Below are 22682 nucleotides of genomic sequence, written 5' to 3'. Positions count from 1 at the left end.
ACCAGTCCGCTTCGACCATGTTTCGGCATAGCAATGATCGCACCCCGGCCCGACCTTGGTACAACCCCACCAGAAATTGACGGTCGCATCAGTCCATTCAATAGTAGTGCGGTCAGCCATCGCTATCGCTCCAATCCGCTTCATCATCGTCCTCGACCAAAAACGACGGCAATTCCTCATTCGACGGCAGCGCGATCGGCGGGACAACCGCGGCCACGCTGGGCGGAAGCTGATAGGTTTGCTGCGGCCGGCGCGCGTAGGCGATCGTCGCGCTACAGGGCGTGAACTGATAGATAGACCCGCCGCCGAGCAGCACTGGCCCCAGCATCACGTCGCCGAACAGCGGCTCGACCTGGAGCATCTTGGTGCCGAAGCGTTCGATCTCGGTCACGCGGCCGACCAGTGTGCGGTGGCCGAGGGCTTCGACGATGGCGTACTCACCTGCGGGCATGTCGGATGCGGATATGGGCTGAGTGTCAGCCATTTATGCCTCCCGCTCTGGTAAAGGCACCCAGCGCAACGGTTGCGGTTCCATGTCGCCCCAGCAGCAGCCACAACTCCCGTGGTTCGCCCAGCGCCAACGCATGACTTCTCGCGGATCGTCATCGTCATCATTCCACGCATAAGTGGACCAGCAAACCGCTTCACCGATGCGATCTCCGTTATCGACGATTGCGCAAAATCCCTCTTGTAAAGGCGCGCTGCTAATGTCCTGCCAGTCAGCCATAAGCCCGGTCCCTCCCCATCATCTGCCCCGACAGCGCCGCGAGGGTCGCCTTGTCGAGATAGTCCCGCTGCCTAACCTCACGCGGGCGGCGCTCAGCGGCGAGAAGCGCGCGGCGGCGTTCCTCGCGTTCGCGCTCGACCTGCTCCACCCGGCGAAGTATCTCGTCGCGCTCATCCATCTTTCGGCGCGTGGCATTGCGGGCGATGGCGTCCCTCCACCGCTCGAAGGTGTCGGGGTTGCGATACTCGTCGATCAACTTCGAGAGACCCCGAAGGAAATCGACCTGCATCATGCCGCCATCAAGCAGTTTGCTTATCAGGCAGGCGTTGATGTTATGCCCGTTGACCATACCCATGGCGGTGGCGATTTGGTTCAAAGACCACCCGGTGCGCTTGCGCCATTCGATCAAGCTCTGGCGCGCGCTTTCGCTGCGCCGTGCCAGACGGCCATTGAGGTCATTCCAGGGGGTAGAGCCAAGGCCCGTAACGGTCACGCTGTAGTCATAGTCGTTGCCGACCCGCACAACGTTGAACTCAACTTTACCGGCCACCTCGAGGTTGCGCATATGATTTCGGACAACCCCGTCTGTGCATCGCAGGGCTTCCATCGCGCGTTCGTATGTGAAGGGCTTGCCTTCCGTCACGAGCAGGCTGAGATGGTCGAACAGCGCATCGGTTCTGTTGATGGGGCTATTCATAGATCACCCCCGCGTCCTTACCGCTACGCCTCAACATGGTTGCGGTGCCGATCGAGCGGCGCACGCGCCTGTCGGGCAGGTTGATGGGCGGAGATTTGTCGCCTTTGAGGTGGACGTTGCGCCAATACTGCGCGCTTTCGCTTTCCTGTCTCATGATCTTCGCCGCCGTTTATTGGACTGGCGCGGCGTCCCTTTGGTTAAAACTCGATGCGAATGTGCGGCACTTCTCCCGCCTGAATCGCCAGCACGATCTTGCGGGCGGTTTCCTCGTCGGCGCCGCAGGTCATGATGGCCTCTTTGGCGGCCTTGCGGACGGCGGTGCGGTGTTCCTGATCTGCCTCCCGCTTGGCCTTTGCTTCCGCCTCGCGACGTGCCTCAGCTTCGGCAGCGGCTTTTTCGTCGGCAATGCGCTGGTGCTCGGCCGCCGCATCCTCCTCGGCCTTACGGGCCCGCTCATTGGCGGCGTCGATCTCGGCCTGCTTCTCACGGTTGATGCGGTCGATTTCCTCCTGCTGGGCACGCGCTGCGGCCTCCTCGGCATCTTTCCGGGCTTGCTCGGCCGCGGCGTCGGCGCGACGCTGTTCCTCGGCCTTGCGCTGCTCCTCGGCGCGGCGGTTCTCGGCCTCCTGACGCTCCCGCGCCTCCTGCTCCTCGCGCTCGCGTGCGATCCTGCGCAGCCGCTCCAGTTCGGCGCGGTCGGCTTCCTGCTGCTTCAACCGGGCAAGAGCCTCGCCCAGCGCCTTGACCGCATCGTCGCGCAGGTCGACCGCCATCTCGATGCGCGGGCCGAACAGTTCGTCATTGAGGTTGATGCCGCGAATGCGCTCCAGCCTGCGCTCCACATCCTCCGCCGTCTCGTCAGCGCGAACAATGGCGGCGTCGCGCAGGTTGGTGAGGATGAGGTTGGCCTCAACCTTGCGAGCCTCCTCGCGCTCCTCGTAATCGGTGAGCGGCTGGCGCACCCGGAGTTGCAGAGCGGCGAAGCGGTCCACCACCAGCTTGCCAACGGCATTGATGGTGGCCGTCTTGCGGCGGTAATCCTCGGTCAGATCCTTGCGCGTCTTGTCGAACGTGGTTTTCTTGCGGGCGATCTCGCTGGCTGCTGACCGGATCCTGTCACGCCCGGCGCTGGTGGACAGGTCAACCTCTATGCTGAGCGCCTGCCGCTCGACGTGCGCGTAATAGGCTTCAAACACCGCCTCGTCGGTCAGGACGAGTGCGGGATTGTCTTCCACCCGGCTCACGATGTCGGCAACAACATTGGCAGGCTGGGCGGGTTCTTCTTCAATGCGGCGGGCGCGGGCGGCCATGTTCATTCTCCCTGGCTACGAAGGATGCGGGCCTCGGCAGCGTCGAGGGCGGCGTCGAGTTCGGTGATTTTGTCGGAGGGCAGCGAGCCACGCAGGGCGGCCACTTTCGACATGCAGGCGTCGAGTTCTTCCTGCGCCCGTGTCTCGTAAATCAGGTAGAGGAGATCGGAGACGGCGCGATCTTCGGGGCTGGCCTCGGTGCCGTCGTGCTGGTCGCCATGCTGTTCGTCGGAGCGGCCTTCCTCGACGATTTCCTCCACATCCCCACCACCGGCCTGCGATGCGAGCATGGCCGAGGTGAGCGCGGGGCGGGATGCTGTGGCCTCGCCCTCGAATGGCGTGTAGTCACGGACTTCCTCGACGATGTGCAAGCCCTTGAGCACGTCGGAGAAGCCGTCACGCAGCGCGAACGCCCGCGCACGCATCTGCCTCATACGCGCCGGATACTGAGTCCAGGGTCCGGCCTTGCCAGCCAGCCCGGCCTTCTTGGCTTCCTCCATGCTGAATGTGCGAACGATGGGAGTCGAGCGGCCCACGCGCACAAGCCTGCATGTCGCGGTGTTGCCGTCGTCCGTCTCCTCCATGTCGACAAGTAGCCCGGACGCCTGCACAAGCGCGAGAGCCCCATCACCCCACAGGGACGGATTATTCCCGATGACGGCGATCGACTGGAGCGCAGCGAACGGCGTAAGGCCAACTTCTGCGCCCGCCATAATTCCGACCATGATCTTGTTCTGGTCATTCCCGTAGGACTTGGGCGTCATGCCAGACGCAGCGAGGGCACCCGAAAGCCTCCATGCCTCATCCAGTGTGGACGGCACGAAGGCCGCCAGCTTGCCTCCAGCTTGGACAGGCGCCTTGGCCGGCACCTTCTTGTCGTCGATGGTCGCAACTTCATTCGCCACGATTATTCTCCCGCTGCTTGGTTCAAGAGGGCCGCCGCTGCGGCGAAGGGATTGCCCGGTGATGTTGCGGGCCGGGTCGATCGAGGCTTCGCGTTCGACGATCGTGCGGATTTGAACATCGGGACGCCGCAATCGCGGACCAGATGCCAGAACACACGCATGGAGGCCGATATATCGACCATCGCGTCATGCGCCCCGTCCAGATCCTCATTGAAGAAGTGGCGAATGCACTCGCCAAGGTTCGGGGATTTCGGCCCCGGCACACCAGCAGCGATCATCTTGGCGGTAGGTGGCAAGTTCATGATAAACTTGGAACGATACAGGGTGCAGAAGTTCGGGCATGTCGGCTCCCATTTGAAGCCCTTGTGCCGTGCCGCGGCTATCCGCATGATCCGGCGGTCGAACGATTCATTGTGCCCGACCATGAGGTCCACCTTTGCGGACCAGTCCAGAAAGATGTCGACGACATCGGAGGGGTCCATACCCTCATCCATTGCGCGCTCAAGCGTGATGCCGTGGGCCTCCAGAGCCTCCGGCGCCATGACAGCGCCCGGCCCCGGCTTTACGATAGTCGTCAGGCGATCAACTTCGTTGCCCTTCATGTCGTGCAGCAGCAAGGCAATCTGGATCAGATGTGGCTGGCTGTGGGCGTCCGATGGCTCATGCCAAAGCGGCAGGCCGGTGGTTTCGGTATCGTATCCGAGGATCATCTTATTCTCCCGATGTAGCGTTGATAAGCGCGGCGTCTTGCCGCGATCCGAATTGGTCGATGGTTTTGCGCGCCCAGCCCGGCAGGCCGACTTCGGTTGGCTCGTCAGCATATGAAGGCCACTTGTCGGCGCTCAGCGCGTCGGCAAAGCGCGTGACAGCCATACGCATCTGGTGCCTGCCCCGCTCGATGTCGGCGGCGGGCAGTGGGTAGAGCGAAACGCTGTAGGGAAACTCTTTCTCCACCACGAGATGCAGCCAGTGCGTCGGCTCCTTGCCGTAGGCGTGCTTGATGCCCTCGAAATAGAATGCGGCCGCCAAATGGTAGCCGAAGCGGTCGATCGCGTTGGAAAAGCCCGCCGGGGAGCAATATTCCGGCGCCATGAACTTGAGATCCGTCACCACGCGCACATCGGCGCCCTTGATGACGGGATGGGGGAGCCAGTCAGGGCGGCACCGCAGCCACACGCCGGTTTCCTTGTCCTGCCATGCGATAGTCACCTCGGCCTCGCCGTTCGACAGCGCATTGCGGGCAACGGATTGCAGGCCGATCGCATCCGCCATCGCCAGCACTTTCTGGTGCTGACTGTGGGACAGGATGCTTTTGCCCCTGCTCTCGGCATACTCGACAGCCTCGATTTCCTCGGCCCATCTCCTCGTCGCGGATCTGGTGAAGCCCGCTGGCGTGACATGGTACAGCTTGCTCCACTGGTCCGGCAGCAGCAGCAGATCATGCGCGGCGCGGCCTTCGACGAAATGCGGCTTGTCGCTATCCTCTGGCCGGTTCGGGTTCATCGGGCTGTCCGCCCAGAAGTGGAACAGGCTGCGCGACAGGATGGTCTTTGCCCCGCTGGCCGACAGAGAGAAATCCGGCAGCAAATGCGGGTTGCGGTGATAGTCGGCGTTCGATATCCCCGAATATGCGCCCGGCTTGGAAATGAGCGGCGTCATCAATCGCCACCCCCGACCAGCGCGTTGTTTATCACAACGGCAATGATAGCCAGGGCGGTGAGCGCAAGGGCTATGACGGCGAACGGAAAGGCGATGAACCTGCGGAGCGTCATCATTGCTCACCTTCCCCAATAATCAGATCGTCGATCAGGTAGAACAGGCCAGCCAGCAGCGCGAACACGAGGCCGATCAGCATGAAGGGGATGGAGATGGCTCTGCGCAGCGTTGTCATTGCCACCACTCCCAAGCGGACAGGTCGCGCCACAGCCGCTTGAGCTTGTAGCCGAGGGCGAACACCATGATGAGGAGAGCAGGGCCGAACAGAACGGCTGCTATGACGGCTGCGAACGTCATGCCGATTTCCGATCGACGAAGAACCACCAGATCAGTTTGCTGAACAAATAGGTCAGAACTGAGAGCGCCAAGGATTTCCATCCAGAATATTCGCCTTGGGTGAATCCAGTCATCAGAGCAGCCATCAGAGCGATGGCGAAGGCTTGGTTGAACGTCATGCAAACCTCCCTTGGTTGCGCATCCGCTGATGCAAGGCACGGCGCTGGCGGACATGGTTGATGGCCTGCATCTGGCCCATGCCCGTCTCCTCCATCACGCGCCGGACTTCCTCCGAAGCCCGCAGCATGTTGGCGCTGTTCACGCTCAAGTGATCGAGGTGCTGAGGGTTGTCCCGGTCGTACATCGTCATGACGCACCTGCCGGAGCCAACGGGGCCAGCCAGTTGACCAGCAGCGCGCCGCCGATCACCCAGAAAGCGATGAGGGCGGCGGCGACCAGAAGGCCACAGCCATCACGAACGCGATCATCAAAGCCGCTGTCTGCTGTGGTGGAATTGAGGGGTTGTGACACGGGTGCCTCCATCGGGTTGATGGAAGCTGTTATTACACCGCGTGTAATCTATTGCAACAGAAAATTACATGCTATGTAATTTATTTATGCAAGCCGCTTTTCGGCTCTGCGTTTTGTTTGCCGCGTTAATCTGTGCCAGGTAGTGCCTCAGCCGCCTTCCTTGCTGTGATTTTAGCCCTTACCTCGGCTGTTTCGGCGCACACCTTCATAGAGCGCCCCGGCAGGAAGTAGATCGCCCGCACGATATGACCAACACCAAATAGTATAGACCAACACCACGCGAAAAACCCACCTAGCAGGGAGATGAAGAATCGGGACTGGATGTTTGATTGGTCCACATTCCCCATATAATCCTGCGTCGAAATCATCATGGCGGCGATCAGGCAAAACACGGAAAGGCCGGCGCACCACCAGGAGGTGGTTATAATCCCCCCGCCATCTCCCCTAAAAACCGGCGCTTTGTCGCGTTCGTCCAGCCATCCGTGCTGCCCGTCAGGTGTCAAGCCTGAGCCGCTGTCGTCATCCATTTGTTCCATCGGTTTTAGCTAAAGCCTCTATGATTGCCATTACCTGCTGCTGCTTACGCTCGTCCAGAGCCTTAAGGAAGTCTATGAGTTGGCCGTCCTTCAAAGGGTCACGACTCAACAGCTCTGATGGCTCGCATTCATAGATGTCCGACAGAGCCTCTAGGACGCGCTGGCTGTATTGCTGCTTCCCATTCTCCAGACGTGACAGGCTGGCCTCAGTCTTTGGCAGCAGCACATCTTCATGAATAGCCAGCCTGTTGACGACCTGCTCCTGGGTAAGATGGCGATACCGCCGCCAGTTCTTAAAATAGGTGCGCCGATTCTTCATATCCGGCAGTATCCTACACCCCGTGTAATCACGGAATGCCGCCCCGTGTAATTTCCTGCTTGCCCCAAAATTACATGCGGTGTAAGTCATCGTCATGAGATTAGACACCTATATCGCTTCGGGCGTGATGAGCGCCGCGGATTTGGCCCGGAAAACAGGGCTTAGCGCGGCTTCGATCACGAGGATCATCCAGGGCAAGCAAAAGCCGTCCTTCGATGCCATACGGTCAATCGTCGAGGCGACTGAAGGTAATGTGTCGGCGGACGATCTGGTCTTCGCCACACACCCGCAGGAGGCCGCATGACCTGCGCGCTCTGTGACACCTCCGAATATTCGGGCCTCATGCCCGCACGCCATGCAGGAGCCCAATCGGGTCGCGCCTGCGGGGCTGGCAACTCCATTGCCCACCCGGACGATGCCAGCCCCAAAACCATTGCTGAAGAAACCTCCTTTCATGTCTCCACCTTCAACCATCACGAGGCAAATGTCTGTGTCGGATAACGCATTAATCGAGCAGGATTGTGCATCGCAGCAAATCGCGCGAGCCATCGGCCTGTTCATGGGCGCAGGCCGCAAATACTCGGTGGCCGACGTGTCTCTGGGCACTGGCATACCCTCGCGCACGCTCTCCAGCTACGTCGCTTCGGGCGAGGAGCGGCGCACCCCGGCGGCTGACAAGCTGCTGGTGCTGATGCACTTCTTTGGCATCGAGTTCACGTCCAAGGTTCTCGGCTCGATCGGCCTGGGCGCGCATGAGCTGGTGGTAAAGCACGAGCGTCCGGGCGCGGTGATCGCGACCCTGTGCGCCGCCACCGCCATGATTGCCGAGATGTCGGCCGATGGCGTGATTGACCATCGCGAGCGCGCCCAGCTTGAGCCGATTGCGGATAACGTCATCGCGACGTTGCAGCCCTTCGCCACGCGCACAGCGGGGTGAGGCATGGCGGGGGGATGGCCATTCGGGGAACTTAAGATGTTCGGGTTCGACTTCATCATGGCGGATCCGCCGTGGCGTTTCGATACATGGTCAAACGCCGGCAAGAAGCATAAATCCCCTGAAAACCACTATGCGACGATGACTTGTGAGGAGATCGTCGCACAGTTCCCCGTTGGCCACCTCGCCTCGCGCAACTGCCTGCTGTGGCTTTGGGGCACACACCCCATGATTGACCAACAGATCGGCGTCGGCAGGGCATGGGGCTTCAAGTTCGTCACTTCTGGCGTTTGGGTGAAGCGCACCAAAAAGGGCAAGCTGGCATTTGGAACCGGCTATCGGCTCCGCTCAGCATCCGAGCCATTTCTGCTTTTCACCAATGGAGATCCTGAAACGGCCCCTGTGGTGCGGACGGTCATTGAAGGCCCGATACGCGAGCATTCGAGAAAGCCCGATGAGGCCTATCACGAAGCTGAGCGCCTGATGCCTGGAGATGTGCGCAGGGCTGACCGGCCTGCAATCCTTGTGGAGTGAGGATGTCTTCGCCGCGCATGAGGGCCGCCTGCGTTCCTATTGGGATGCCTATGACCAGTATGAGCGCGAGATGGAGGGTGTCGACGAGCCTGCCCCGTTCGAGCATCCCGACACGCAGCAGATGATTGAACTGTCGGAGCGCATTACGCGCGCATGTCCGCTAGAGTCCGCATCATCCTTTGCGCGCGTTCCAGTTGCGCGCCCTCGTGTCGCGCTTCCGCCGCCTGCCTTGCTCGCTTAGGGGTGTTGCTTGGCCGGTCGCGGAATTTGTCATCGATGGCGCTTTGCAACGTGTCCGCCATGCCCCGCAACTTGTCGCCCATATCGGCGCGAGGAGCCGCCTGGGGCGCGCTATTCCCACGAGACGGGGTTGCGTCGTTATTCCCATGAGACGGGGGGGCGCTATCTCCAACGAATTGCAGCGCGGCCGCCTCACTCTTGAACGCAAAGCCGCCCGGCGTCTTCCCCCATGGCCGCGACCACCAGCCACCAAGCGCCGCCGCCGCATCGCGCTGGCTTTCCCAAATGTCACGTTCTACGCGCTCAGACGGAACGGCAAAGCGCCGCGCCACGTACATTGTAGCCCGCGCATTCCCAAGCCTCACGCGCCACGCCCAGCATGGCGCTTTTGCCGGTTCCGGCATAGCCAACGACCACGGCAAGACCCTTGCTGTTGGTGACATGCTCGAAGGCGGCTTTCTGCTCTCCAGACAGGACCAAGCCGCGCTTCGCAGCATTCACGAATGCTGCATTCCGCTGAACGTCATTGACGCCCTGCTCGGTGCGCTGTGCCATCGTGTCAGCGGCGCGATGCAGGCGCTGTTCGGTCTCGATCATCGCCCGGGAAGTGAAGCGGTCCTGCCCGCGTCCGTCCTTGCCCAGGGCGATGAGTTCGGGCGATGCGCGCACTGCATTGTAGGCGGCGTCGAACTGCTCCTTCCCGTCGCTGTGCCGGTGAACGAAGGCAGCAAGGTCGCGCCTGGTGAATGTGGCTTGCTGGTGCGTGATCGCATCCAGTGCGAGCGCGGGATTGGCGATGATCCGCTCGCCATTGCGCTGGGCAATGGCGCGGTGTTCCTCGATCCGCTCGGCTTCCAATCCGCGACCGCCAATGCGTGAGGCGGCGGGGCCGATCTTGTCCTGCGGCTCCAGCGCAATGCCTTGCGCCTCCAGGCTGCGATGATCGATCCGCGCATCGATGTCGCGTTCGGCTAGGGCACGATTGACATGATCGGCCCAGCGCTCACGCCATTGCTCGATCAGCGCGGTCTTGTTCCAGTCGCGAACCTTTGCGCCAAAGCCGTCCTTGGTACCCTCGCGCATGGTCAGCATGACATGCGCGTGCGGCTTCGCCTTCCCGTCTTCGCCGATATCCCAATGGACATTGAGATCGGCGATCATGCCTCTCTCGACGAACTCGGCCTTCACGAACTCGCGCGCCAGCTTGATGTTGTCTTTCCTCGACAGCTCGCGGGGCAGCGCGAACTCGACCTCGCGGGCGAGCTGCGCATCCTTGCGTTTCTCCGCTGCCTCGACCGCGTTCCACAAGGTTGCCCGGTCGACGAAGGCTTCGGGCGCGCCTTTTGGCAGCATTACTTCGGAGTGAAGAACGCCTGCCTTGCTCGTGAAGTCATGGTCACGGTCGATGCGTTCGTCGTGCAATCTCTCGCCTGCGCGATAGGCTGCTGCCGCAACGGCACTGCGTCCGCTCGACCTTCCGATGACCTTTGCGCTGAAGTGAAAGATTGCCATGACGGCAATCCAGTTACACCGCAAAGCCTGCGTCGGCACGACGTATAAGCGCGCCCTCTCATGATAAAATCCTGATCGGGACTAGGCGGTATCACACTGTCCCGGCAACCTTACTGCATTGGATTACAAGCACGATTATCATGGCTCCATCACACCAAAGATGGAGACTTCCCATGCGCAAACCCCGCGATTTTGATTCGGAACTGAAGGCGCTCGCCGACAAAGCGAAGCAACTGAAGGAACGCCGCGTGCGCGACCTCGGCGCGCTGGTCACGGCAACAGGAGCCGACGCGCTCGATGCCGATGTCCTGGCGGGCGCACTGCTCGACGCTGCCGCCAATGCCGACAAGGCGATCGGGGAGGGCTGGCGCAAGCGCGGCGCGGCCTTCTTTCAGGGCAAGCCACGCGACACTGCGAACGGGCCTCGCCAGCAGCCGGAAGGCACTCTTCCGCTCGATGGCGGCGCGGCATCGGCTTGAGGCGGCAAAGGCGAGAACCGACATGCGCGAATGGCAGGTAAAACGACGCGAACGGACGCGGCAACTGATCGAGCTGGGCGGCCTGGTCGCCAAGGCCGATCTGGTCGAGCTGACCGACGATGATCGGGCGGCTCTTTACGGCGCGTTCCTCACCGTGGCCGCCAAGCTGCGCGGGCCGGATGGTGCGCAGGCGCTGGTGCTGTTCAGGCGCAAGGGGAAACGGGCATTCGAGGCGGATCAGCAGGGCTGAGATAGATGAGTGTCATGGAGAATTCTTATGGCTTTTCGTCTGCTGGCTGATGGCAGCTAAGCGCCCTCATATCAGTCATTCCAATCCCCTTCGACACCGCCTGATTGCGGACGTTAGAGACGGCACGACTGCGATCGGACACCGCGATGGGTAACCGGCCCGAGCTTCGCTTACGTCAGAGGTTTTCGCCGTAGAACGCGTTCAGTTTCTCGACGGCCTGGCCGCCCTGATCGAGGCTCTGCGCTACCGTGAGAAGTGAGGGACGGAGTGTCAGTGGCAGCTTTGTGATGGCGCTGAGCGTGTAGCAGCTATTCCGCCCTCCACCATTCCAGTCAAATGCGCTGAACGCGCAAGACCACGCCCTAAGCTGGCGTTGGGCCGCTTCTGATGAATATCCGTCAGCTGACATCTTAGTGGGCATCGCAGCCGGTTCGGACATGATGGACCGTCAGCATCGACGCTATCTTACAGCGTTCGACTGGCCTGGATGCAAGTCCGGGCATGGTTCGCGGACCATCGACAGATGGTTCCTAATGCCCGCCGCTCATGTCGAGCGGTCCTTTGGGTTTGGGCACCAGCCAAATGAGCATAGCGGCGAATGCGAAACAGATGGCCAGCATCGAGAACATGTCGAGCGTGGCGAGAATGACGCTCTGGCCCTGCACCATGCCGGTCAGCATGGTGGTGGCCACCTCCTGCGATGTTCCATCGGCCATCATGGCGTCGAGCGTGGCGCGGTCCTGCGTCATGGTGCCGACCAGTTCCGCCTGGTTCTCGCGCGCGGCGTTGTTCCAGCCCGTCTGCACGAGGGCGGCGGCAAAGGCGCCGGCGACCGTGCGCATGAAGTTGGAAATACCTGCGGCATCGGCCTGCTCATGCTGCTCGACGCTGGAGATGCACAGGCCCGTCACGGGGATGAAGAACATCATCAGGAACGGCCCTGTCAGCAGCATTGGCCAGGCCATTTGTCCAAAGGTGATGTCGGGCGTGAAGGTGGTGCGCCATGCGGCGATGGCGCCAAGGCCCATGACGCCGATAAATACGATCAGCCGGGGATCGATCTTCTCGGCCGCCTTGCCGATGATCGGCGAGGAGATGACCGCTAATATCCCCATGATCCCAGTCGCATAGCCAGCCCATGTCGCAGTGTAGCCCATATTCTGCTGGAGCCAGAGCGGGATGAGCACGATCGTGGCGAAGAAGGCGCCGAACGCCGCTGAATAGGTCAGCGAGGCCGCGACGAACCCGCGATGGCGGAACACCCGCAGATTGACGATCGGCTCCTTCTCGGTCAGTTCCCAGATCAGAAAGGCGACAAATCCGATCGCGGCGACAACCGCGAGCACCCGAACTTCGGTGGAAGCGAACCAGTCGAGGTTGCGTCCCTCGTCGAGCATGATCTGCAGCGCTCCGACCCAGACGATGAGCAGGCCGAGGCCTACGCCGTCCACCTTGGCTTTGGCCGTCGGGTCGTGCTGATCGCGCATCAGCCAGATGAGACCCAACCCGCCGGCGAAGGCCAGCGGCACATTGATGAAGAATATCCACTCCCAACCGATATTGTCGGAGATGACGCCGCCGAGGATCGGCCCGGCGATGGGGGCGACGGTTGTGGTCATCGCCCAGATGATCGTGCCGATAGTGGCCTTTTCAGGCGGGAAGATGCGCAGCAACAGAGTGAGCGACAGTGGGATGATTGTGCCTCCGGCAAGGCCGAGCAGCACACGCCCTGCAATCAGCATCTCCAGCGTCGTGGAAAGACCGCACAGGATGGAGATGGCGCCGAAGGCGAGATATGAGGTGATGAACACCCGCAGGCCGCCGAAACGCCGGGCCAACCAGCCGGTGAGCGGCACGGTGATGGCTTCGGCTACTGCATAGGAGGTTATCACCCAGGTCGCCTGTGTCGGCGATACGCCCAGAGACCCAGCAATGGTCGGGATCGAGACATTGGCGATGGTCGTGTCGAGCACGACGAGAAAGTTGCCGAGGCCGATGATGATCGCGGCCAGGATCAGCTTTGCGCCGGTCATGGGCCGGATGACGGGTCCGTCGCTTGCGGCGCTGGCCATGAGACTTACCCCTGCGGGATCAGTTGGAGACGTCGATGCGGGCGGTCATCGACAGGCCGACCTGGAGGGGATGCTCTGCCAGTTGTTTCGGATCGAGCCTGATCCGCACCGGCAGGCGTTGCACGACTTTGATCCAGTTACCGGTGGCGTTCTGCGCCGGTACGATGGCGAAAGCCGAGCCGGTCCCGCCCGAAAAGCCGACAACCGTGCCACGATACTCAACCTTTTTGCCATAAAGGTCGGAGGTGAGTTTCACACTCTGTCCGGGACGGACCTTCTCAAGCTGCACTTCCTTGAAATTGGCATCGACATAGGCGGCGTGCGTCGGCACTACGACCATCAGCACGGCGCCGGGCTGAGCCCGCTGGCCCGGCTGGACCTGACGGCGCGAAACCACGCCGTCGATCGGTGCGCGGATTACCGTGCGTTCCAGATCGATCTTCGCCTGATCGCGCGCCGCACGCGCCGCCAGCACTTCGGGATGCGTTCCGGGCGTCGTATTGTCGATGAGGACACGGTTGGCGTTGCGCGTGCCCATGGCCGCGGTACGGTTGGCGGCCGCCTGCGCGCGTTCGGCCTCGGTCGCCTTAAGATTGGCGGTGGCGGTGCTGAGCGCGTTGCGCGCAATGGTCAACTCTTCGCCGGACACCGAGCCGGAGGCGGCCAGGGCCTCCCGCCGTTGCAGGTCGATGCGCGCTCTTTCGAGATCGGCACGGGCCGATGTCAGCCCTGCTTCCGCCCGGGCCTGATCGGCTATGCGGGCCTCGACTTGCGCACCGAGACCGCCGTCGGTGGCGACGAGGCTGCGCACGCGGCGTTCGGTCAGCGCCAGTTCGGCTTCAGCGCGGGCAAGGGCAATCTTCGCATCGGTGTCGTCGAGGCGGACGAGAATGTCGCCGCGCTTCACGGGCATGGTGTCTTCCACAAGGACTTCCAGCACCGGCCCGCCGACCAGCGGCGTCACCTGCGCGACGTTGGCGCCGACATAGGCATTGTTGGTCGTCACATGGCGCGAGGCGATGAAATGGTCATAGGCATAATAGCCGCCACCAAGCACCAGCACGGCGGCGGCGAGCCACAGGAACAGGTGCTTACGCTTACCCGTGCGTTCGGCCCGTGCCTCAGGGGTTTCATCGATGAGGGGAAGAGCGGCATCCTGCGCAATAGCCGTCGTGTCGCTGGACATGGGTCTGTTATCCTTCAGAAACGGAAGCCGCCGCCGAGTGCGCGCACGAGCGCGACGTCGAGAGCGAAGGCACGGGTTTGGAGAGCGGCGACAGTGCGCCGTGTCGCGATCAGCGCATCCTCGGCCGCCAGCACGTCGAGCGAGGTGGCAAGGCCGCCGCGATAGCGATTGTTAGCGACGGTCCAGGCGGCATCGGCGGCGCGTTCGGCCTCCTGCGCCCGGTCGAGACGTTCGCCGAGCGCCCGCCCGCTCGCCATGGCGTCGGCCACTTCGCGCAGCGCCTGGACAAGCGCGCCGTCATATTGGGCGACAGCCGCCTGATAATCGGCTTCCGTCCCACGCAGCCGGCCGCGCAGCCGGCCACCGTCGAAGATCGGCAGGCTGATGGCGGGACCGACCGTGCCGAACTCCGACCCGTTCTTGAACACATTGTCGAGGCCGAGCGCCTGGAGGCCGATCAGCCCGGCAAGGTTGATATTGGGATAGAAGGAAGCGCGCACTTCCTTGATCCGGCTTACGGCCGCTTCGCTGCGCATCCGCGCGGCGATGATGTCGGGCCGGCGTCCGATCAGTTCCGCAGGCAGGTTCGCGGGAAGCCCGAGGTCATCGCGCGTGATGAGAGCCGGACGGGCAATGGCAAGGCCACGATCGGGCCCCGCACCAAGCAGCGCGGCAATGCGATGCCGGGTGAGCACAAGAAATTCATCGAGCGCGGCAAGCTCTCCCTGCGCCGTCGCCAGCGCCGAGCGGGCGCGTTGTACTGCGCCGTCATTCTCAAGACCCTGCGCCTTGCGCCCTTCCATGAGGTCGAGCGTGCGGGCGCGTATTTCAACGGCCTTGGCGGCGGTTTCTTGCTCCGCATGGAGCGCAGCAAGATCGGCATAAGCGCTGGCGATACCGGCAGAAACCGCTAGCCGCACGGACGCTGCCTCGGCTTCCGCCGCGGCCGCTTCGGATCGGGCGGCAGCAAGAGCAGCCCGGTTGCGGCCCCAGAAATCGAGCTCCCAGTCGAGGCGCGCGGTTACCAGCCCATATTCCGGCCAGCCTTGCGGGGCGAACTCGCGGGCGAAAAGATAGTTGTAGCTCTGCTTGGTTGCGCCACCTTCTGCGGCGGCGCTCAATGTCGGAAGCAAGCGGCTGTGTGTCTCATGGATCATGGCCTCCGCGCGGGCGAAGCGCGCCTGCGCCACGCGCAGATCGGTCGCTTCGGCAAGGCCTTCTTCGATCAGCGTGGTCAGCTGGGGATCGCCAAAACCGTCCCACCAGCGATCGGAAGGCCAGTCGACGGCCGGAGCTGTCAGGCTGTTGGTGGTATCGAACCGATCGGGAGAGGAAATGGTCGGAAGCTCTACCCGCTCGGGTAGCGTGGCGCAGCCGGACAGCGCGAGCGCGGCGAATCCGCAGACAACTCGCAACGATATTGAGCAATGAGGCGAATCCATACGACACCTGAAAACCATACAATATGGTCATTTATTGGCTTGCACTTGTGTTCGTCAATCGAAAACCGTACAGGTGTGTATGAGAAAGGATGTCGTCCATGAGAGTGAGGACCGATGATCGTCGTCAGGCAATCCTCGACGTGGCAACCGAGATGTTCCGTGAGGTGGGCTATGCGCGCGCCAGCATGGCGGCCATCTCAGCCCGGATCGGCGGGTCAAAGGGAACGCTCTACGGTTACTTCAAATCCAAGGAGGAGCTGTTCGCTGCTGCGATGATGGCGGTCATGGAAGAGCAGGCCGAGGATGCGATTGATCTGCTCGATAGATCCAATCCGGATGCTTATTCTGCATTGCGACGTTTTGGACTTGCCTATCTTGCGCTGCTGACCTCATCAGACGCGATCGCAATCATGCGCGCGGCGATCGCAGAAGGGGCAAACTCGGCGCTGGGCAGCACGCTTTACACCTGCGGCGCCGAGCGGGCCTGGCAGGCGATGGCCACCTACATCGCCCATCTGCACAAGAAGGGTGCGCTTCAGGCGCCCGATGCGAAGGTTCGCGGAAGGTGACTTTGGCGGCTTCCTCGTCCTTCCGCTCGGTCAGCACATCCCGCTTTTCGACCTTTACCGCCTTGCGGAGATCGGCAGCCTTCGCACGTGCTTCGGCCAGCGTGACCAGCTTCGGACTACCCAGCCCGATATCCTGACGTTTGCCATCGCGCTGGATTCGCAGGAGCCAATAAGCTCCTCCTCTTTTGTCGACTCTGAGGACCAATCCGTCGCCATCCTGATAGGTGCCCGGATTCGCCAAAGCGGCCTTGACCGCAACCGCCGTGAGTTTGCCCATAGGTTACTCCCACATCTTTGCCGCCATTGTGGGAGAACTCAAGTGTGGGAGGAAGCCATTTTACTCCCACATCTCTCCCACACTACGCTCCGGCTGCAAGCAAACAGGAGCGGTCGAATGCGGACGATGTAGCGCAGAATACCCTTGGTTTTCTGCGATTTCTAGGGCTTTTCGGGGATGTTGGGAGAAAGGGCGGTGGTGGACAGGGCTGGATTCGAACCAGCGTACGCTCTCGCGGGCAGATTTACAGTCTGCTGCCATTAACCACTCGGCCACCTGTCCTCGATCAGCACGTCACAAGAAGGACAAATCGCTGTCGGAAGCGCGCTCATGGCGAATGGAGGCTTGCCTGTCAATGCTTGTTGGTGAAAAGGGAGCATATGAAAAGAGGACACAGAACCGGCAAGCCCAAGGGCGGCTTCCCCCGCCTTTATGGTCGCCATGCCGTCATCGCCGCGCTGGCCAATCCCGACCGGGTGGTGCGAAAGATATGGGGCACGCGTGAGTGCCTGAACGCGCTGGAGTTGCCCCCCGTGCTGCCCATCGTCTATTCCGATGTGGCGGATCTGGGACGGATGGTGCCCAATGATGCACCGCACCAGGGCATCGTGGCGGAAGTGGAACCGCTCGATGATATCTGGCTGGGCGATGTGCTGGAGCAGGGCACAGAGGACGGGCCAGCTGGTGCGCGGCCGCTGCTTGTGCTCGATCAGGTGACGGACCCGCACAATGTTGGCGCGATCTTCCGCTCCGCCGCCGCGTTCGATGCGCTGGCGATCGTGACGCAGGACCGACATTCTCCGCCGGAGAGCGGCGTGCTGGCCCGCGCGGCAAGCGGCGCTCTGGAGATCATGCCTTGGGTGCGGGTGGTGAACCTTGCCCGTGCGCTGGATGAAATTGCAGAGGCCGGATACTGGCGCATCGGGCTGGATGGTGACGCGGGAGAAACCCTGGCCGGTGCGCTCAAAGGAGCGAGCAAGGTCGCACTCGTACTTGGCGCAGAGGGAGACGGCCTGCGTCACAACAGCATCGCCCATTGCGACATTGTTGCGAAACTGCCGATAAGCCCGCGCATGGAGAGCCTCAACGTCTCCAACGCCGCCGCGATTGCGCTTTACGCAGCGACCAATCGGTGATTGAATGGGAGGCTGTAAGAGGGAACCAGCCATGACCTTGCTTGCCCGCATCACCGCCGCTCTGGCGCCGTTGGTCTTGCTGTCGGGCTGCCTGCTCAGCCCCGGCAAGTTCACCTCGAACCTCGATATCCGCAAGGATGGCACATTCAGCTTTGCCTATGTGGGCGAGGTCATCGTCGCCGAGCCATCGGACCAGATGCCGGACATGACGGACACTGGAGACGGTAAAGCGCCCTCGCCTGCCCCCACGAAGTCAGCACAGAAATCCAAGGAAACTGCCGCCAAGACCAAGGCGGTTGCCGATGCGCTGGCAAAAGAAAAGGGCTTCCGCTCGGTCCGTGTCGTCGGGCCAGACAAGCTCAGCGTCGATTATCAGATCAGCGGCAGGCTCGATCACAGCTTCGTCTTCCCGTTCAACATCGACGCCAAGGCGATCATCCCCTTCCTCGCGATAGAAGTGCGTGCGGATGGCAAGGTGCGGATGATGGCACCAGGGTTTGGCGAAGAGGCAAGCGGGGCAGCCGCCGGGCCGATGGGCGGCATGGGCGGGGGCAGCGGCGCGAAGGACCGTAATGGCACCTTCACCCTCACCACCGATGCCGAGATCATCAGCCAGAATCAGGAAGACGGCGCTACAGATACGCAGCGCGGCAAACAGATTGTCTGGACCATCACGCCAGAGACGCGCGCCGCGCCGACGGCAGTACTGAAGTTGGCGCAATAAGGCGGGAGGAAGGCGCTAAGCTGCGCGCTTCCTCCCCGCCCCTCTCCTAACGCCTCAAACTCACGCAGCGGCGCGGTAACCGGTCTTGCCCTTGGCGGCGTCACGCACGCGGTTGGTGCTCAGGGCGACGCGGAATTTCTTGATCTGGTCGCTTAAGGAATCCGCCTCCACCGCAAGGGTGCGCGAGGCGGCGTTGCTCTGCTCGGCCATGGCGGCGTTCTGTTGCGTCATGCGGTCCATATCGCCCACGGCCGCGTTGACATGATCAAGCGTCTCCGCCTGTGTCACCGCCGCGGCGGCCAGCTCCTGCATGGTGCCGCTCATCTCGTTGATGCGGGTGACGATATCCTGCAACACCGTGCCCGCGCGGCCCACGAGGCTGACGCCCTTTTCCACCTGAGCGCCGCTTTTGGAGATAAGGTCCTTGATGCCCTGCGCCGCGTCTGACGAGCGCTGGGCCAATGCCCGCACCTCACTCGCGACCACGGCAAAGCCCTGCCCCGCATCGCCGGCACGCGCGGCCTCTACGCCAGCATTGAGCGCCAGCAGATTGGTCTGAAAGGCAATGCCCTCGATCACGTCGATGATCTGGGCAATCTCGCTGGAGCTTTGGTGGATCTGGTCCATCGCCTGAACCGCGCTGGCAACAACCTCACCCCCTTCGGCGATTTCCTTCTGCATGATCGTGACAGTGGCGTTCATGCTGGCGGTCTGGCTCGCTCCCTGCTGGATCATGCCCGTAACTTCGCTCATCGCCGCCGCCGTTTCCTCCAGCGAGGCGGACTGGCGCTCTGTCCGCACAGCAAAATCATCCGACGCGACACGGATTTCGTCCGATCCGCTGTGAATATGCTCCACGCTATAGGCCACCGCCGCCATCGCCTCATGCAGTTGCCGCACAGCGCTGTTGAAGTTCGTCGCCAGCTCACCGAACTGGCCCTGCATCTGCGGCAGCGAAACGGTAAGATCGCCCTGCGCCATCCTTCCCAGCACGTCGCCAAATTTGCTTAGCATCTCGTTGCGCATTTCCTGCTCGGCATCGAAATAGGTCGAGACCGCAATCTCCATATCGAGCATCGCCGCGCGGATAAGTGCCACCAGCGTGCTGGCGAGCCGCTCCATGCCCGGCAGGCGGCCATAGGGGGAACTTTTGACCAGATGAACGATCACATCGGCCAGCACATTGGCATAACCGCCGATATACCAGCGCGGCTCCAGCCCGATCTTTGAGTGCACCTTGCCGATATGCTGCGCGCGCACAGCATATTCCGGCGTAGGGCGGCCAGTGAAGAGGTGCTGCCAATGCGCCACCTGCGCCCGCCGCGCACCGTTCATCGCCTCCTGAGAGCTGAACATGTCCCGCAAATGCGGCTGGGCAGAGATCATGCGATAAAATTTATCGAGACTCTCATCTCCAATCCTGGAGAGGGCATTACGGACATAGGGGTAATAATCCTCGTCTCCAGCCATGTTGAAAAAGGCGACCCGCTCCTTCAACTGCTCCGCCACATGCGTATCCATAATCCGCTCTCCACATAGGTCTCATGGAAATTATAGGATGCGGATCAATGCATGGTCAGGCGCCACGCGAAAAAAATTAACCACAAAACTGAAGGCTTATTCGATCAGCGTCTGGCGAGAGCGATGGAGATGGTGCGGGCGAGCGGAGCGAGATCGAACCCGCGCGATGGGTTGGCGGGCGGCATCGCACAAACAAAAATGGTGCGGGCGGGGGGACTCGAACCCCCACGGGCAAAAGCCCGACGAATTTTCTTACCCCCTACGGCTTTCGCCGCCATCCGCCGGCGCGCCGCCGGATGTTTGTGGTCTGGACTATCCCTTCACCCTGCCCTGGCATCATGCCGGGGTTTAGGTGCTGCCCGTCTAGTCTCTACACCTTCCGCCTGGCCGCAAGGCCAACCGGCTTGGCTCGGGATCGCCATCTGACAGGGTTCCCCGAATTTGAGCAGTTCTACGTCGCGGGTTTCTCCGCGCGCACTCAATGATTGGCTTAAGTCCGTTGCGTCTACCGATTCCGCCACGCCCGCATAGCCTGTGCGCCCCTATAGGGGCATAGCTAACCGACGCCAATGCCTATTTGACGTTAAGGCGCTCGCGGATTTCCTTGCCCGGCTTGAAGAAAGGCACTTTCTTCGCATCTATCGCCACAGTCTCACCCGTGCGGGGATTGCGGCCGGTGCGCGCACCGCGGGCGCGGGTGGTGAAGGCGCCAAAACCGCGCAACTCCACACGCCCCCCCTGTGCAAGCTGGGCTGTTATATCGGAAAAGAAAATGTCAACAATGCGCTCTACTTCCCCGTAAGTAAGGTCATTGTTTTGCTCAGCAAGATTCTGAACCAGTTCGGAACGGATCATTTGCCCTCCTTAAATTCGGCATTCCCACATTTGCCGATCCTCCCCAATAGAGGAATGTCGCAGGAATGACAATCTCCGAGACATAGAATATAATTGCCGTCTTTCATGCCATGCAATGTAATTTATTGTAAAAAACGGTCGTCTTAACATTACAAAAGATCCCGCCATGATCGAAACATGACGGGATCTTTTCGCTAATCAAAACTGTATTCAGGCTTCGCTTTTGGCTTTCAATGCTTCGCCCAGAATATCCCCAAGCGATGCGCCGCTGTCTGACGAACCATATTGCGCAACAGCCTGTTTCTCTTCTGCGATTTGCAACGCTTTGACAGAGAAGTTCGGCTTCTTGCTGCGATCGAAACCGATGACCAGTGCATCGAACTTCTGACCCGGCTGGAAGCGCTCGGTGCGCTGTTCGTCGCGATCACGCCCAAGGTCGCCACGCTTGATGAAGCCGGTGACGCCATCGTCGCCTGCCTGCACCTCAAGCCCGCCATCTCGCACTTCAAGCACAGTGACCGTAACGGTCTGGTTCTTGTTGAGGCCCGAACCGGCTGAAGACGACGCGCCTGCACCTGGAGCACCCTTTTCAAGCTGCTTCATGCCAAGCGAAATGCGCTCCTTCTCGATATCGATATCAAGCACGATCGCCTTCACCATCTCGCCCTTGCGATGCAGGTTAAGCGCGTCTTCGCCCGAAATACCCCATGCGATATCGGACATGTGAACCATGCCGTCCACATCGCCTTCGAGGCCGATGAACAGGCCGAATTCGGTCGCGTTCTTGACTTCGCCCTCGACCTCAGTGCCAATCGGGTGGCGCTCAGCAAAGCTATCCCACGGGTTGCTCTGGGCCTGCTTGAGGCCGAGGCTGATACGACGCTTGTCGCCATCGACCTCAAGCACCAGCACTTCTACTTCCTGGCTGGTCGAGACGATCTTGCCGGGGTGAACGTTCTTCTTGGTCCAACTCATTTCGGAGACATGGACCAGACCTTCGATGCCTGCTTCCAGTTCCACGAAGGCGCCATATTCGGTGATGTTGGTGACGCGGCCCGAAAGCTTGGCGCCAACCGGATACTTGGCCTCCGCGCCTTCCCACGGATCGCTCTCAAGCTGCTTCATGCCGAGCGAAATGCGCTGGGTATCGCGGTTGATGCGGATGATCTGCACCTTCAGCACATCACCGATGTTGATCATCTCGTTGGGGTGGTTGATGCGCTTGTAGCTGAGGTCGGTGACGTGCAGCAGGCCATCAATGCCGCCCAGATCGACGAACGCGCCATAATCGGTGATGTTCTTGACGACACCCTCGATGATCTGACCTTCGGCGAGGTTCTGGATGAGGCCGGTGCGCTGCTCGGCGCGGGTTTCCTCAAGGATGGCACGGCGCGAGACGACGATATTGCCGCGGCGGCGGTCCATCTTCAAAATCTGGAATGGCTGAGGGATGTCCATCAGCGGGGTGACATCGCGCACAGGGCGGATATCGACCTGACTGCCCGGCAGGAACGCCACGGCGCCATCGAGATCGACAGTGAAGCCGCCCTTGACGCGACCGAAGATAACGCCCTCGACGCGGGTGTTTTCGGTGAACTCGGCTTCGAGCTTGTCCCATGCGGCTTCGCGGCGGGCGCGGTCACGCGAGAGGACGGCTTCGCCGTGCGCGTTCTCGACGCGATCGACATAGACCTCGACTTCGTCGCCAACCTTGATGTCGGCCTTCATGCCGGGCATTGCGAACTCGCGCAGCGCCACACGGCCTTCACTCTTGAGGCCAACGTCGATGAGAACCATGTCGTTCTCGACGCCGGTTACGGTGCCCTTTACGACGCGGCCTTCAAAACCGCCGTCTTCGCCACCAAGTGATTCATTGAGTAGTGCCGCGAAATCATCACGCGACGGAAATGCCGTTGGGGCCATAGAGTTTAGTC

31 protein-coding genes, 1 tRNA gene and 2 pseudogenes are annotated in these 22682 nt (G+C 61.5%); 10 read left to right on the top strand and 24 right to left on the bottom strand.

Features of this window, described 5'->3' with window-relative positions; genetic code table 11:
* The 15 genes from EQG66_RS09810 to EQG66_RS09765 all read right to left on the bottom strand — a co-directional run.
* The coding region (locus EQG66_RS09810; protein WP_129403981.1) for a DUF5131 family protein at positions 1-120 on the bottom strand (120 nt) is incomplete at its 3' end.
* Positions 113-484 (bottom strand): hypothetical protein, encoded by a 372-nt coding sequence (locus EQG66_RS09805; RefSeq protein WP_129404398.1) that lies wholly within the window; start codon positions 482-484, stop codon positions 113-115. The genes EQG66_RS09805 and EQG66_RS09810, both read right to left, overlap by 8 nt.
* Positions 485-727, bottom strand: coding sequence for a hypothetical protein (locus tag EQG66_RS15450; RefSeq protein ID WP_220428651.1), 243 nt, complete (start codon positions 725-727; stop codon positions 485-487).
* Complete coding sequence (locus EQG66_RS09800; RefSeq protein WP_129404397.1) at positions 720-1424, bottom strand: hypothetical protein; 705 nt, start codon at positions 1422-1424, stop codon at positions 720-722. Before EQG66_RS09800 ends, EQG66_RS15450 begins: the two co-directional genes overlap by 8 nt.
* Positions 1417-1578, bottom strand: a complete 162-nt coding sequence (locus EQG66_RS15345) for a hypothetical protein (protein ID WP_164975652.1) — start codon at positions 1576-1578, stop codon at positions 1417-1419. Before EQG66_RS15345 ends, EQG66_RS09800 begins: the two co-directional genes overlap by 8 nt.
* 43 nt (positions 1579-1621) lie before the next feature.
* A complete protein-coding gene (locus tag EQG66_RS09795) occupies positions 1622-2734 on the bottom strand; it encodes a hypothetical protein (protein ID WP_129404396.1) in 1113 nt (370 codons plus the stop codon).
* Between the two features lie 2 nt (positions 2735-2736).
* Positions 2737-3639 carry a hypothetical protein gene (locus tag EQG66_RS09790; protein ID WP_129404395.1) on the bottom strand — a complete coding sequence of 301 codons (903 nt, stop codon included), beginning with the start codon at positions 3637-3639 and terminating at the stop codon, positions 2737-2739.
* Between the two features lie 2 nt (positions 3640-3641).
* Positions 3642-4349 (bottom strand): 3'-5' exonuclease, encoded by a 708-nt coding sequence (locus tag EQG66_RS09785; protein WP_164975651.1) that lies wholly within the window; start codon positions 4347-4349, stop codon positions 3642-3644.
* Position 4350: 1 nt separating this feature from the next.
* On the bottom strand, positions 4351-5298 hold the full coding sequence (locus EQG66_RS09780; protein ID WP_129404393.1) for a PD-(D/E)XK nuclease-like domain-containing protein: 948 nt from the start codon (positions 5296-5298) through the stop codon (positions 4351-4353).
* Positions 5299-5526: 228 nt separating this feature from the next.
* Positions 5527-5652 carry a hypothetical protein gene (locus EQG66_RS15710; protein ID WP_281273932.1) on the bottom strand — a complete coding sequence of 42 codons (126 nt, stop codon included), beginning with the start codon at positions 5650-5652 and terminating at the stop codon, positions 5527-5529.
* Positions 5649-5810 (bottom strand): hypothetical protein, encoded by a 162-nt coding sequence (locus EQG66_RS15340; protein ID WP_164975650.1) that lies wholly within the window; start codon positions 5808-5810, stop codon positions 5649-5651. Before EQG66_RS15340 ends, EQG66_RS15710 begins: the two co-directional genes overlap by 4 nt.
* Positions 5807-6001, bottom strand: a complete 195-nt coding sequence (locus EQG66_RS09775; RefSeq protein ID WP_129404392.1) for a hypothetical protein — start codon at positions 5999-6001, stop codon at positions 5807-5809. Before EQG66_RS09775 ends, EQG66_RS15340 begins: the two co-directional genes overlap by 4 nt.
* Complete coding sequence (locus EQG66_RS15335) at positions 5998-6162, bottom strand: hypothetical protein (RefSeq protein ID WP_164975649.1); 165 nt, start codon at positions 6160-6162, stop codon at positions 5998-6000. The genes EQG66_RS09775 and EQG66_RS15335 overlap by 4 nt, the downstream gene beginning before the upstream one ends.
* Positions 6163-6287: 125 nt before the next feature.
* Entirely contained in the window at positions 6288-6689 is a 402-nt protein-coding gene (locus tag EQG66_RS09770; protein ID WP_129404391.1) for a hypothetical protein, read from the bottom strand.
* Entirely contained in the window at positions 6682-7017 is a 336-nt protein-coding gene (locus EQG66_RS09765; protein ID WP_164975648.1) for a helix-turn-helix domain-containing protein, read from the bottom strand. The genes EQG66_RS09770 and EQG66_RS09765 overlap by 8 nt, the downstream gene beginning before the upstream one ends.
* Positions 7018-7111: 94 nt before the next feature.
* Here EQG66_RS09765 and EQG66_RS09760 point away from each other — a divergent pair, with 94 nt between their 5' ends.
* Genes EQG66_RS09760 through EQG66_RS15330 form a run of 5 tightly spaced genes read left to right on the top strand, consistent with a single transcriptional unit; the run spans position 7112 to position 8726 of the window.
* Positions 7112-7321 (top strand): helix-turn-helix domain-containing protein, encoded by a 210-nt coding sequence (locus EQG66_RS09760; RefSeq protein ID WP_129404389.1) that lies wholly within the window; start codon positions 7112-7114, stop codon positions 7319-7321.
* The gene (locus EQG66_RS09755; RefSeq protein WP_129404388.1) at positions 7318-7518 is read left to right on the top strand and encodes a hypothetical protein; all 201 of its coding nucleotides are present in this window, start codon (positions 7318-7320) and stop codon (positions 7516-7518) included. Before EQG66_RS09760 ends, EQG66_RS09755 begins: the two co-directional genes overlap by 4 nt.
* Complete coding sequence (locus tag EQG66_RS09750) at positions 7508-7954, top strand: hypothetical protein (RefSeq protein WP_129404387.1); 447 nt, start codon at positions 7508-7510, stop codon at positions 7952-7954. Before EQG66_RS09755 ends, EQG66_RS09750 begins: the two co-directional genes overlap by 11 nt.
* A gap of 36 nt (positions 7955-7990) precedes the next feature.
* Positions 7991-8485, top strand: a complete 495-nt coding sequence (locus EQG66_RS09745; protein WP_220428650.1) for an MT-A70 family methyltransferase — start codon at positions 7991-7993, stop codon at positions 8483-8485.
* The gene (locus EQG66_RS15330) at positions 8445-8726 is read left to right on the top strand and encodes a hypothetical protein (protein ID WP_164975647.1); all 282 of its coding nucleotides are present in this window, start codon (positions 8445-8447) and stop codon (positions 8724-8726) included. Before EQG66_RS09745 ends, EQG66_RS15330 begins: the two co-directional genes overlap by 41 nt.
* Positions 8727-9043: 317 nt before the next feature.
* On the opposite strand, the pseudogene mobQ reads toward EQG66_RS15330, so the two are convergent.
* Positions 9044-10237: pseudogene (gene mobQ / locus EQG66_RS09740) on the bottom strand (MobQ family relaxase); the annotation flags it as partial.
* Between the two features lie 173 nt (positions 10238-10410).
* Between mobQ and EQG66_RS09735 the strand changes: the two are divergent.
* Together EQG66_RS09735 and EQG66_RS09730 are read left to right on the top strand one after the other, a co-directional pair.
* Positions 10411-10716, top strand: a complete 306-nt coding sequence (locus tag EQG66_RS09735) for a conjugal transfer protein TraD (protein ID WP_129404385.1) — start codon at positions 10411-10413, stop codon at positions 10714-10716.
* Entirely contained in the window at positions 10694-10966 is a 273-nt protein-coding gene (locus EQG66_RS09730; protein ID WP_245988006.1) for a conjugal transfer protein TraD, read from the top strand. Before EQG66_RS09735 ends, EQG66_RS09730 begins: the two co-directional genes overlap by 23 nt.
* Positions 10967-11496: 530 nt before the next feature.
* On the opposite strand, the gene EQG66_RS09725 is transcribed toward EQG66_RS09730, so the two are convergent.
* Genes EQG66_RS09725 through EQG66_RS09715 form a run of 3 tightly spaced genes read right to left on the bottom strand, consistent with a single transcriptional unit; the run spans position 11497 to position 15639 of the window.
* On the bottom strand, positions 11497-13038 hold the full coding sequence (locus tag EQG66_RS09725) for a DHA2 family efflux MFS transporter permease subunit (RefSeq protein ID WP_129404384.1): 1542 nt from the start codon (positions 13036-13038) through the stop codon (positions 11497-11499).
* A 19-nt stretch (positions 13039-13057) separates the two neighbouring features.
* Positions 13058-14224: an HlyD family secretion protein gene (locus EQG66_RS09720; RefSeq protein ID WP_129404383.1), complete on the bottom strand. Its 1167-nt coding sequence runs from the start codon at positions 14222-14224 to the stop codon at positions 13058-13060.
* Between the two features lie 14 nt (positions 14225-14238).
* Positions 14239-15639, bottom strand: a complete 1401-nt coding sequence (locus tag EQG66_RS09715) for an efflux transporter outer membrane subunit (RefSeq protein WP_245988003.1) — start codon at positions 15637-15639, stop codon at positions 14239-14241.
* Positions 15640-15764: 125 nt separating this feature from the next.
* On the opposite strand from EQG66_RS09715, the gene EQG66_RS09710 reads away from it, so the two are divergent.
* Positions 15765-16235: a TetR/AcrR family transcriptional regulator gene (locus EQG66_RS09710; RefSeq protein WP_129404381.1), complete on the top strand. Its 471-nt coding sequence runs from the start codon at positions 15765-15767 to the stop codon at positions 16233-16235.
* Positions 16236-16263: 28 nt separating this feature from the next.
* Here EQG66_RS09710 and EQG66_RS09705 read toward each other — a convergent pair.
* Together EQG66_RS09705 and EQG66_RS09700 are read right to left on the bottom strand one after the other, a co-directional pair.
* A pseudogene (locus EQG66_RS09705) lies at positions 16264-16512 on the bottom strand (Arm DNA-binding domain-containing protein); the annotation flags it as partial.
* Positions 16513-16708: 196 nt separating this feature from the next.
* Positions 16709-16794, bottom strand: a tRNA-Tyr gene (locus EQG66_RS09700).
* A gap of 98 nt (positions 16795-16892) precedes the next feature.
* On the opposite strand from EQG66_RS09700, the gene EQG66_RS09695 reads away from it, so the two are divergent.
* Entirely contained in the window at positions 16893-17648 is a 756-nt protein-coding gene (locus EQG66_RS09695; protein WP_129404380.1) for a TrmH family RNA methyltransferase, read from the top strand.
* Between the two features lie 31 nt (positions 17649-17679).
* Entirely contained in the window at positions 17680-18372 is a 693-nt protein-coding gene (locus tag EQG66_RS09690; RefSeq protein ID WP_129404379.1) for a hypothetical protein, read from the top strand.
* Positions 18373-18432: 60 nt separating this feature from the next.
* Here the strand turns inward: EQG66_RS09690 and EQG66_RS09685 are convergent, their stop codons facing one another.
* From EQG66_RS09685 to rpsA, 3 genes are all read right to left on the bottom strand, one after another.
* Entirely contained in the window at positions 18433-19893 is a 1461-nt protein-coding gene (locus tag EQG66_RS09685; RefSeq protein WP_129404378.1) for a globin-coupled sensor protein, read from the bottom strand.
* A gap of 573 nt (positions 19894-20466) precedes the next feature.
* Positions 20467-20748 carry an integration host factor subunit beta gene (locus tag EQG66_RS09675; RefSeq protein ID WP_129404377.1) on the bottom strand — a complete coding sequence of 94 codons (282 nt, stop codon included), beginning with the start codon at positions 20746-20748 and terminating at the stop codon, positions 20467-20469.
* A gap of 210 nt (positions 20749-20958) precedes the next feature.
* The gene (rpsA, locus tag EQG66_RS09670; RefSeq protein WP_129404376.1) at positions 20959-22671 is read right to left on the bottom strand and encodes a 30S ribosomal protein S1; all 1713 of its coding nucleotides are present in this window, start codon (positions 22669-22671) and stop codon (positions 20959-20961) included.
* Positions 22672-22682: the final 11 nt, after the last annotated feature.

This window comes from Sphingobium fluviale (assembly GCF_004122115.1).
Classification (GTDB): Bacteria; Pseudomonadota; Alphaproteobacteria; order Sphingomonadales; family Sphingomonadaceae; genus Sphingobium; species Sphingobium fluviale.
This window is presented reverse-complemented; position numbering and strand designations above follow the sequence as displayed.

Bases quoted from the DNA above. Each gene is read 5' to 3' on its own strand.
- EQG66_RS09805 (WP_129404398.1), bottom strand. From the start codon at position 484: ATGGCTGACACTCAGCCCATATCCGCATCCGACATGCCCGCAGGTGAG.
- EQG66_RS15450 (WP_220428651.1), bottom strand. From the start codon at position 727: ATGGCTGACTGGCAGGACATTAGCAGCGCGCCTTTACAAGAGGGATTT.
- EQG66_RS09800 (WP_129404397.1), bottom strand. From the start codon at position 1,424: ATGAATAGCCCCATCAACAGAACCGATGCGCTGTTCGACCATCTCAGC.
- EQG66_RS15345 (WP_164975652.1), bottom strand. From the start codon at position 1,578: ATGAGACAGGAAAGCGAAAGCGCGCAGTATTGGCGCAACGTCCACCTC.
- EQG66_RS09795 (WP_129404396.1), bottom strand. From the start codon at position 2,734: ATGGCCGCCCGCGCCCGCCGCATTGAAGAAGAACCCGCCCAGCCTGCC.
- EQG66_RS09785 (WP_164975651.1), bottom strand. From the start codon at position 4,349: ATGATCCTCGGATACGATACCGAAACCACCGGCCTGCCGCTTTGGCAT.
- EQG66_RS09780 (WP_129404393.1), bottom strand. From the start codon at position 5,298: ATGACGCCGCTCATTTCCAAGCCGGGCGCATATTCGGGGATATCGAAC.
- EQG66_RS15710 (WP_281273932.1), bottom strand. From the start codon at position 5,652: ATGACGTTCGCAGCCGTCATAGCAGCCGTTCTGTTCGGCCCTGCTCTC.
- EQG66_RS15340 (WP_164975650.1), bottom strand. From the start codon at position 5,810: ATGACGTTCAACCAAGCCTTCGCCATCGCTCTGATGGCTGCTCTGATG.
- EQG66_RS09775 (WP_129404392.1), bottom strand. From the start codon at position 6,001: ATGACGATGTACGACCGGGACAACCCTCAGCACCTCGATCACTTGAGC.
- EQG66_RS09770 (WP_129404391.1), bottom strand. From the start codon at position 6,689: ATGGATGACGACAGCGGCTCAGGCTTGACACCTGACGGGCAGCACGGA.
- EQG66_RS09765 (WP_164975648.1), bottom strand. From the start codon at position 7,017: ATGAAGAATCGGCGCACCTATTTTAAGAACTGGCGGCGGTATCGCCAT.
- EQG66_RS09760 (WP_129404389.1), top strand. From the start codon at position 7,112: ATGAGATTAGACACCTATATCGCTTCGGGCGTGATGAGCGCCGCGGAT.
- EQG66_RS09755 (WP_129404388.1), top strand. From the start codon at position 7,318: ATGACCTGCGCGCTCTGTGACACCTCCGAATATTCGGGCCTCATGCCC.
- EQG66_RS09745 (WP_220428650.1), top strand. From the start codon at position 7,991: ATGTTCGGGTTCGACTTCATCATGGCGGATCCGCCGTGGCGTTTCGAT.
- EQG66_RS15330 (WP_164975647.1), top strand. From the start codon at position 8,445: ATGTGCGCAGGGCTGACCGGCCTGCAATCCTTGTGGAGTGAGGATGTC.
- EQG66_RS09735 (WP_129404385.1), top strand. From the start codon at position 10,411: ATGCGCAAACCCCGCGATTTTGATTCGGAACTGAAGGCGCTCGCCGAC.
- EQG66_RS09730 (WP_245988006.1), top strand. From the start codon at position 10,694: ATGGCGGCGCGGCATCGGCTTGAGGCGGCAAAGGCGAGAACCGACATG.
- EQG66_RS09725 (WP_129404384.1), bottom strand. From the start codon at position 13,038: ATGGCCAGCGCCGCAAGCGACGGACCCGTCATCCGGCCCATGACCGGC.
- EQG66_RS09720 (WP_129404383.1), bottom strand. From the start codon at position 14,224: ATGTCCAGCGACACGACGGCTATTGCGCAGGATGCCGCTCTTCCCCTC.
- EQG66_RS09710 (WP_129404381.1), top strand. From the start codon at position 15,765: ATGAGAGTGAGGACCGATGATCGTCGTCAGGCAATCCTCGACGTGGCA.
- EQG66_RS09695 (WP_129404380.1), top strand. From the start codon at position 16,893: ATGAAAAGAGGACACAGAACCGGCAAGCCCAAGGGCGGCTTCCCCCGC.
- EQG66_RS09690 (WP_129404379.1), top strand. From the start codon at position 17,680: ATGACCTTGCTTGCCCGCATCACCGCCGCTCTGGCGCCGTTGGTCTTG.
- EQG66_RS09685 (WP_129404378.1), bottom strand. From the start codon at position 19,893: ATGGATACGCATGTGGCGGAGCAGTTGAAGGAGCGGGTCGCCTTTTTC.
- EQG66_RS09675 (WP_129404377.1), bottom strand. From the start codon at position 20,748: ATGATCCGTTCCGAACTGGTTCAGAATCTTGCTGAGCAAAACAATGAC.
- rpsA (WP_129404376.1), bottom strand. From the start codon at position 22,671: ATGGCCCCAACGGCATTTCCGTCGCGTGATGATTTCGCGGCACTACTC.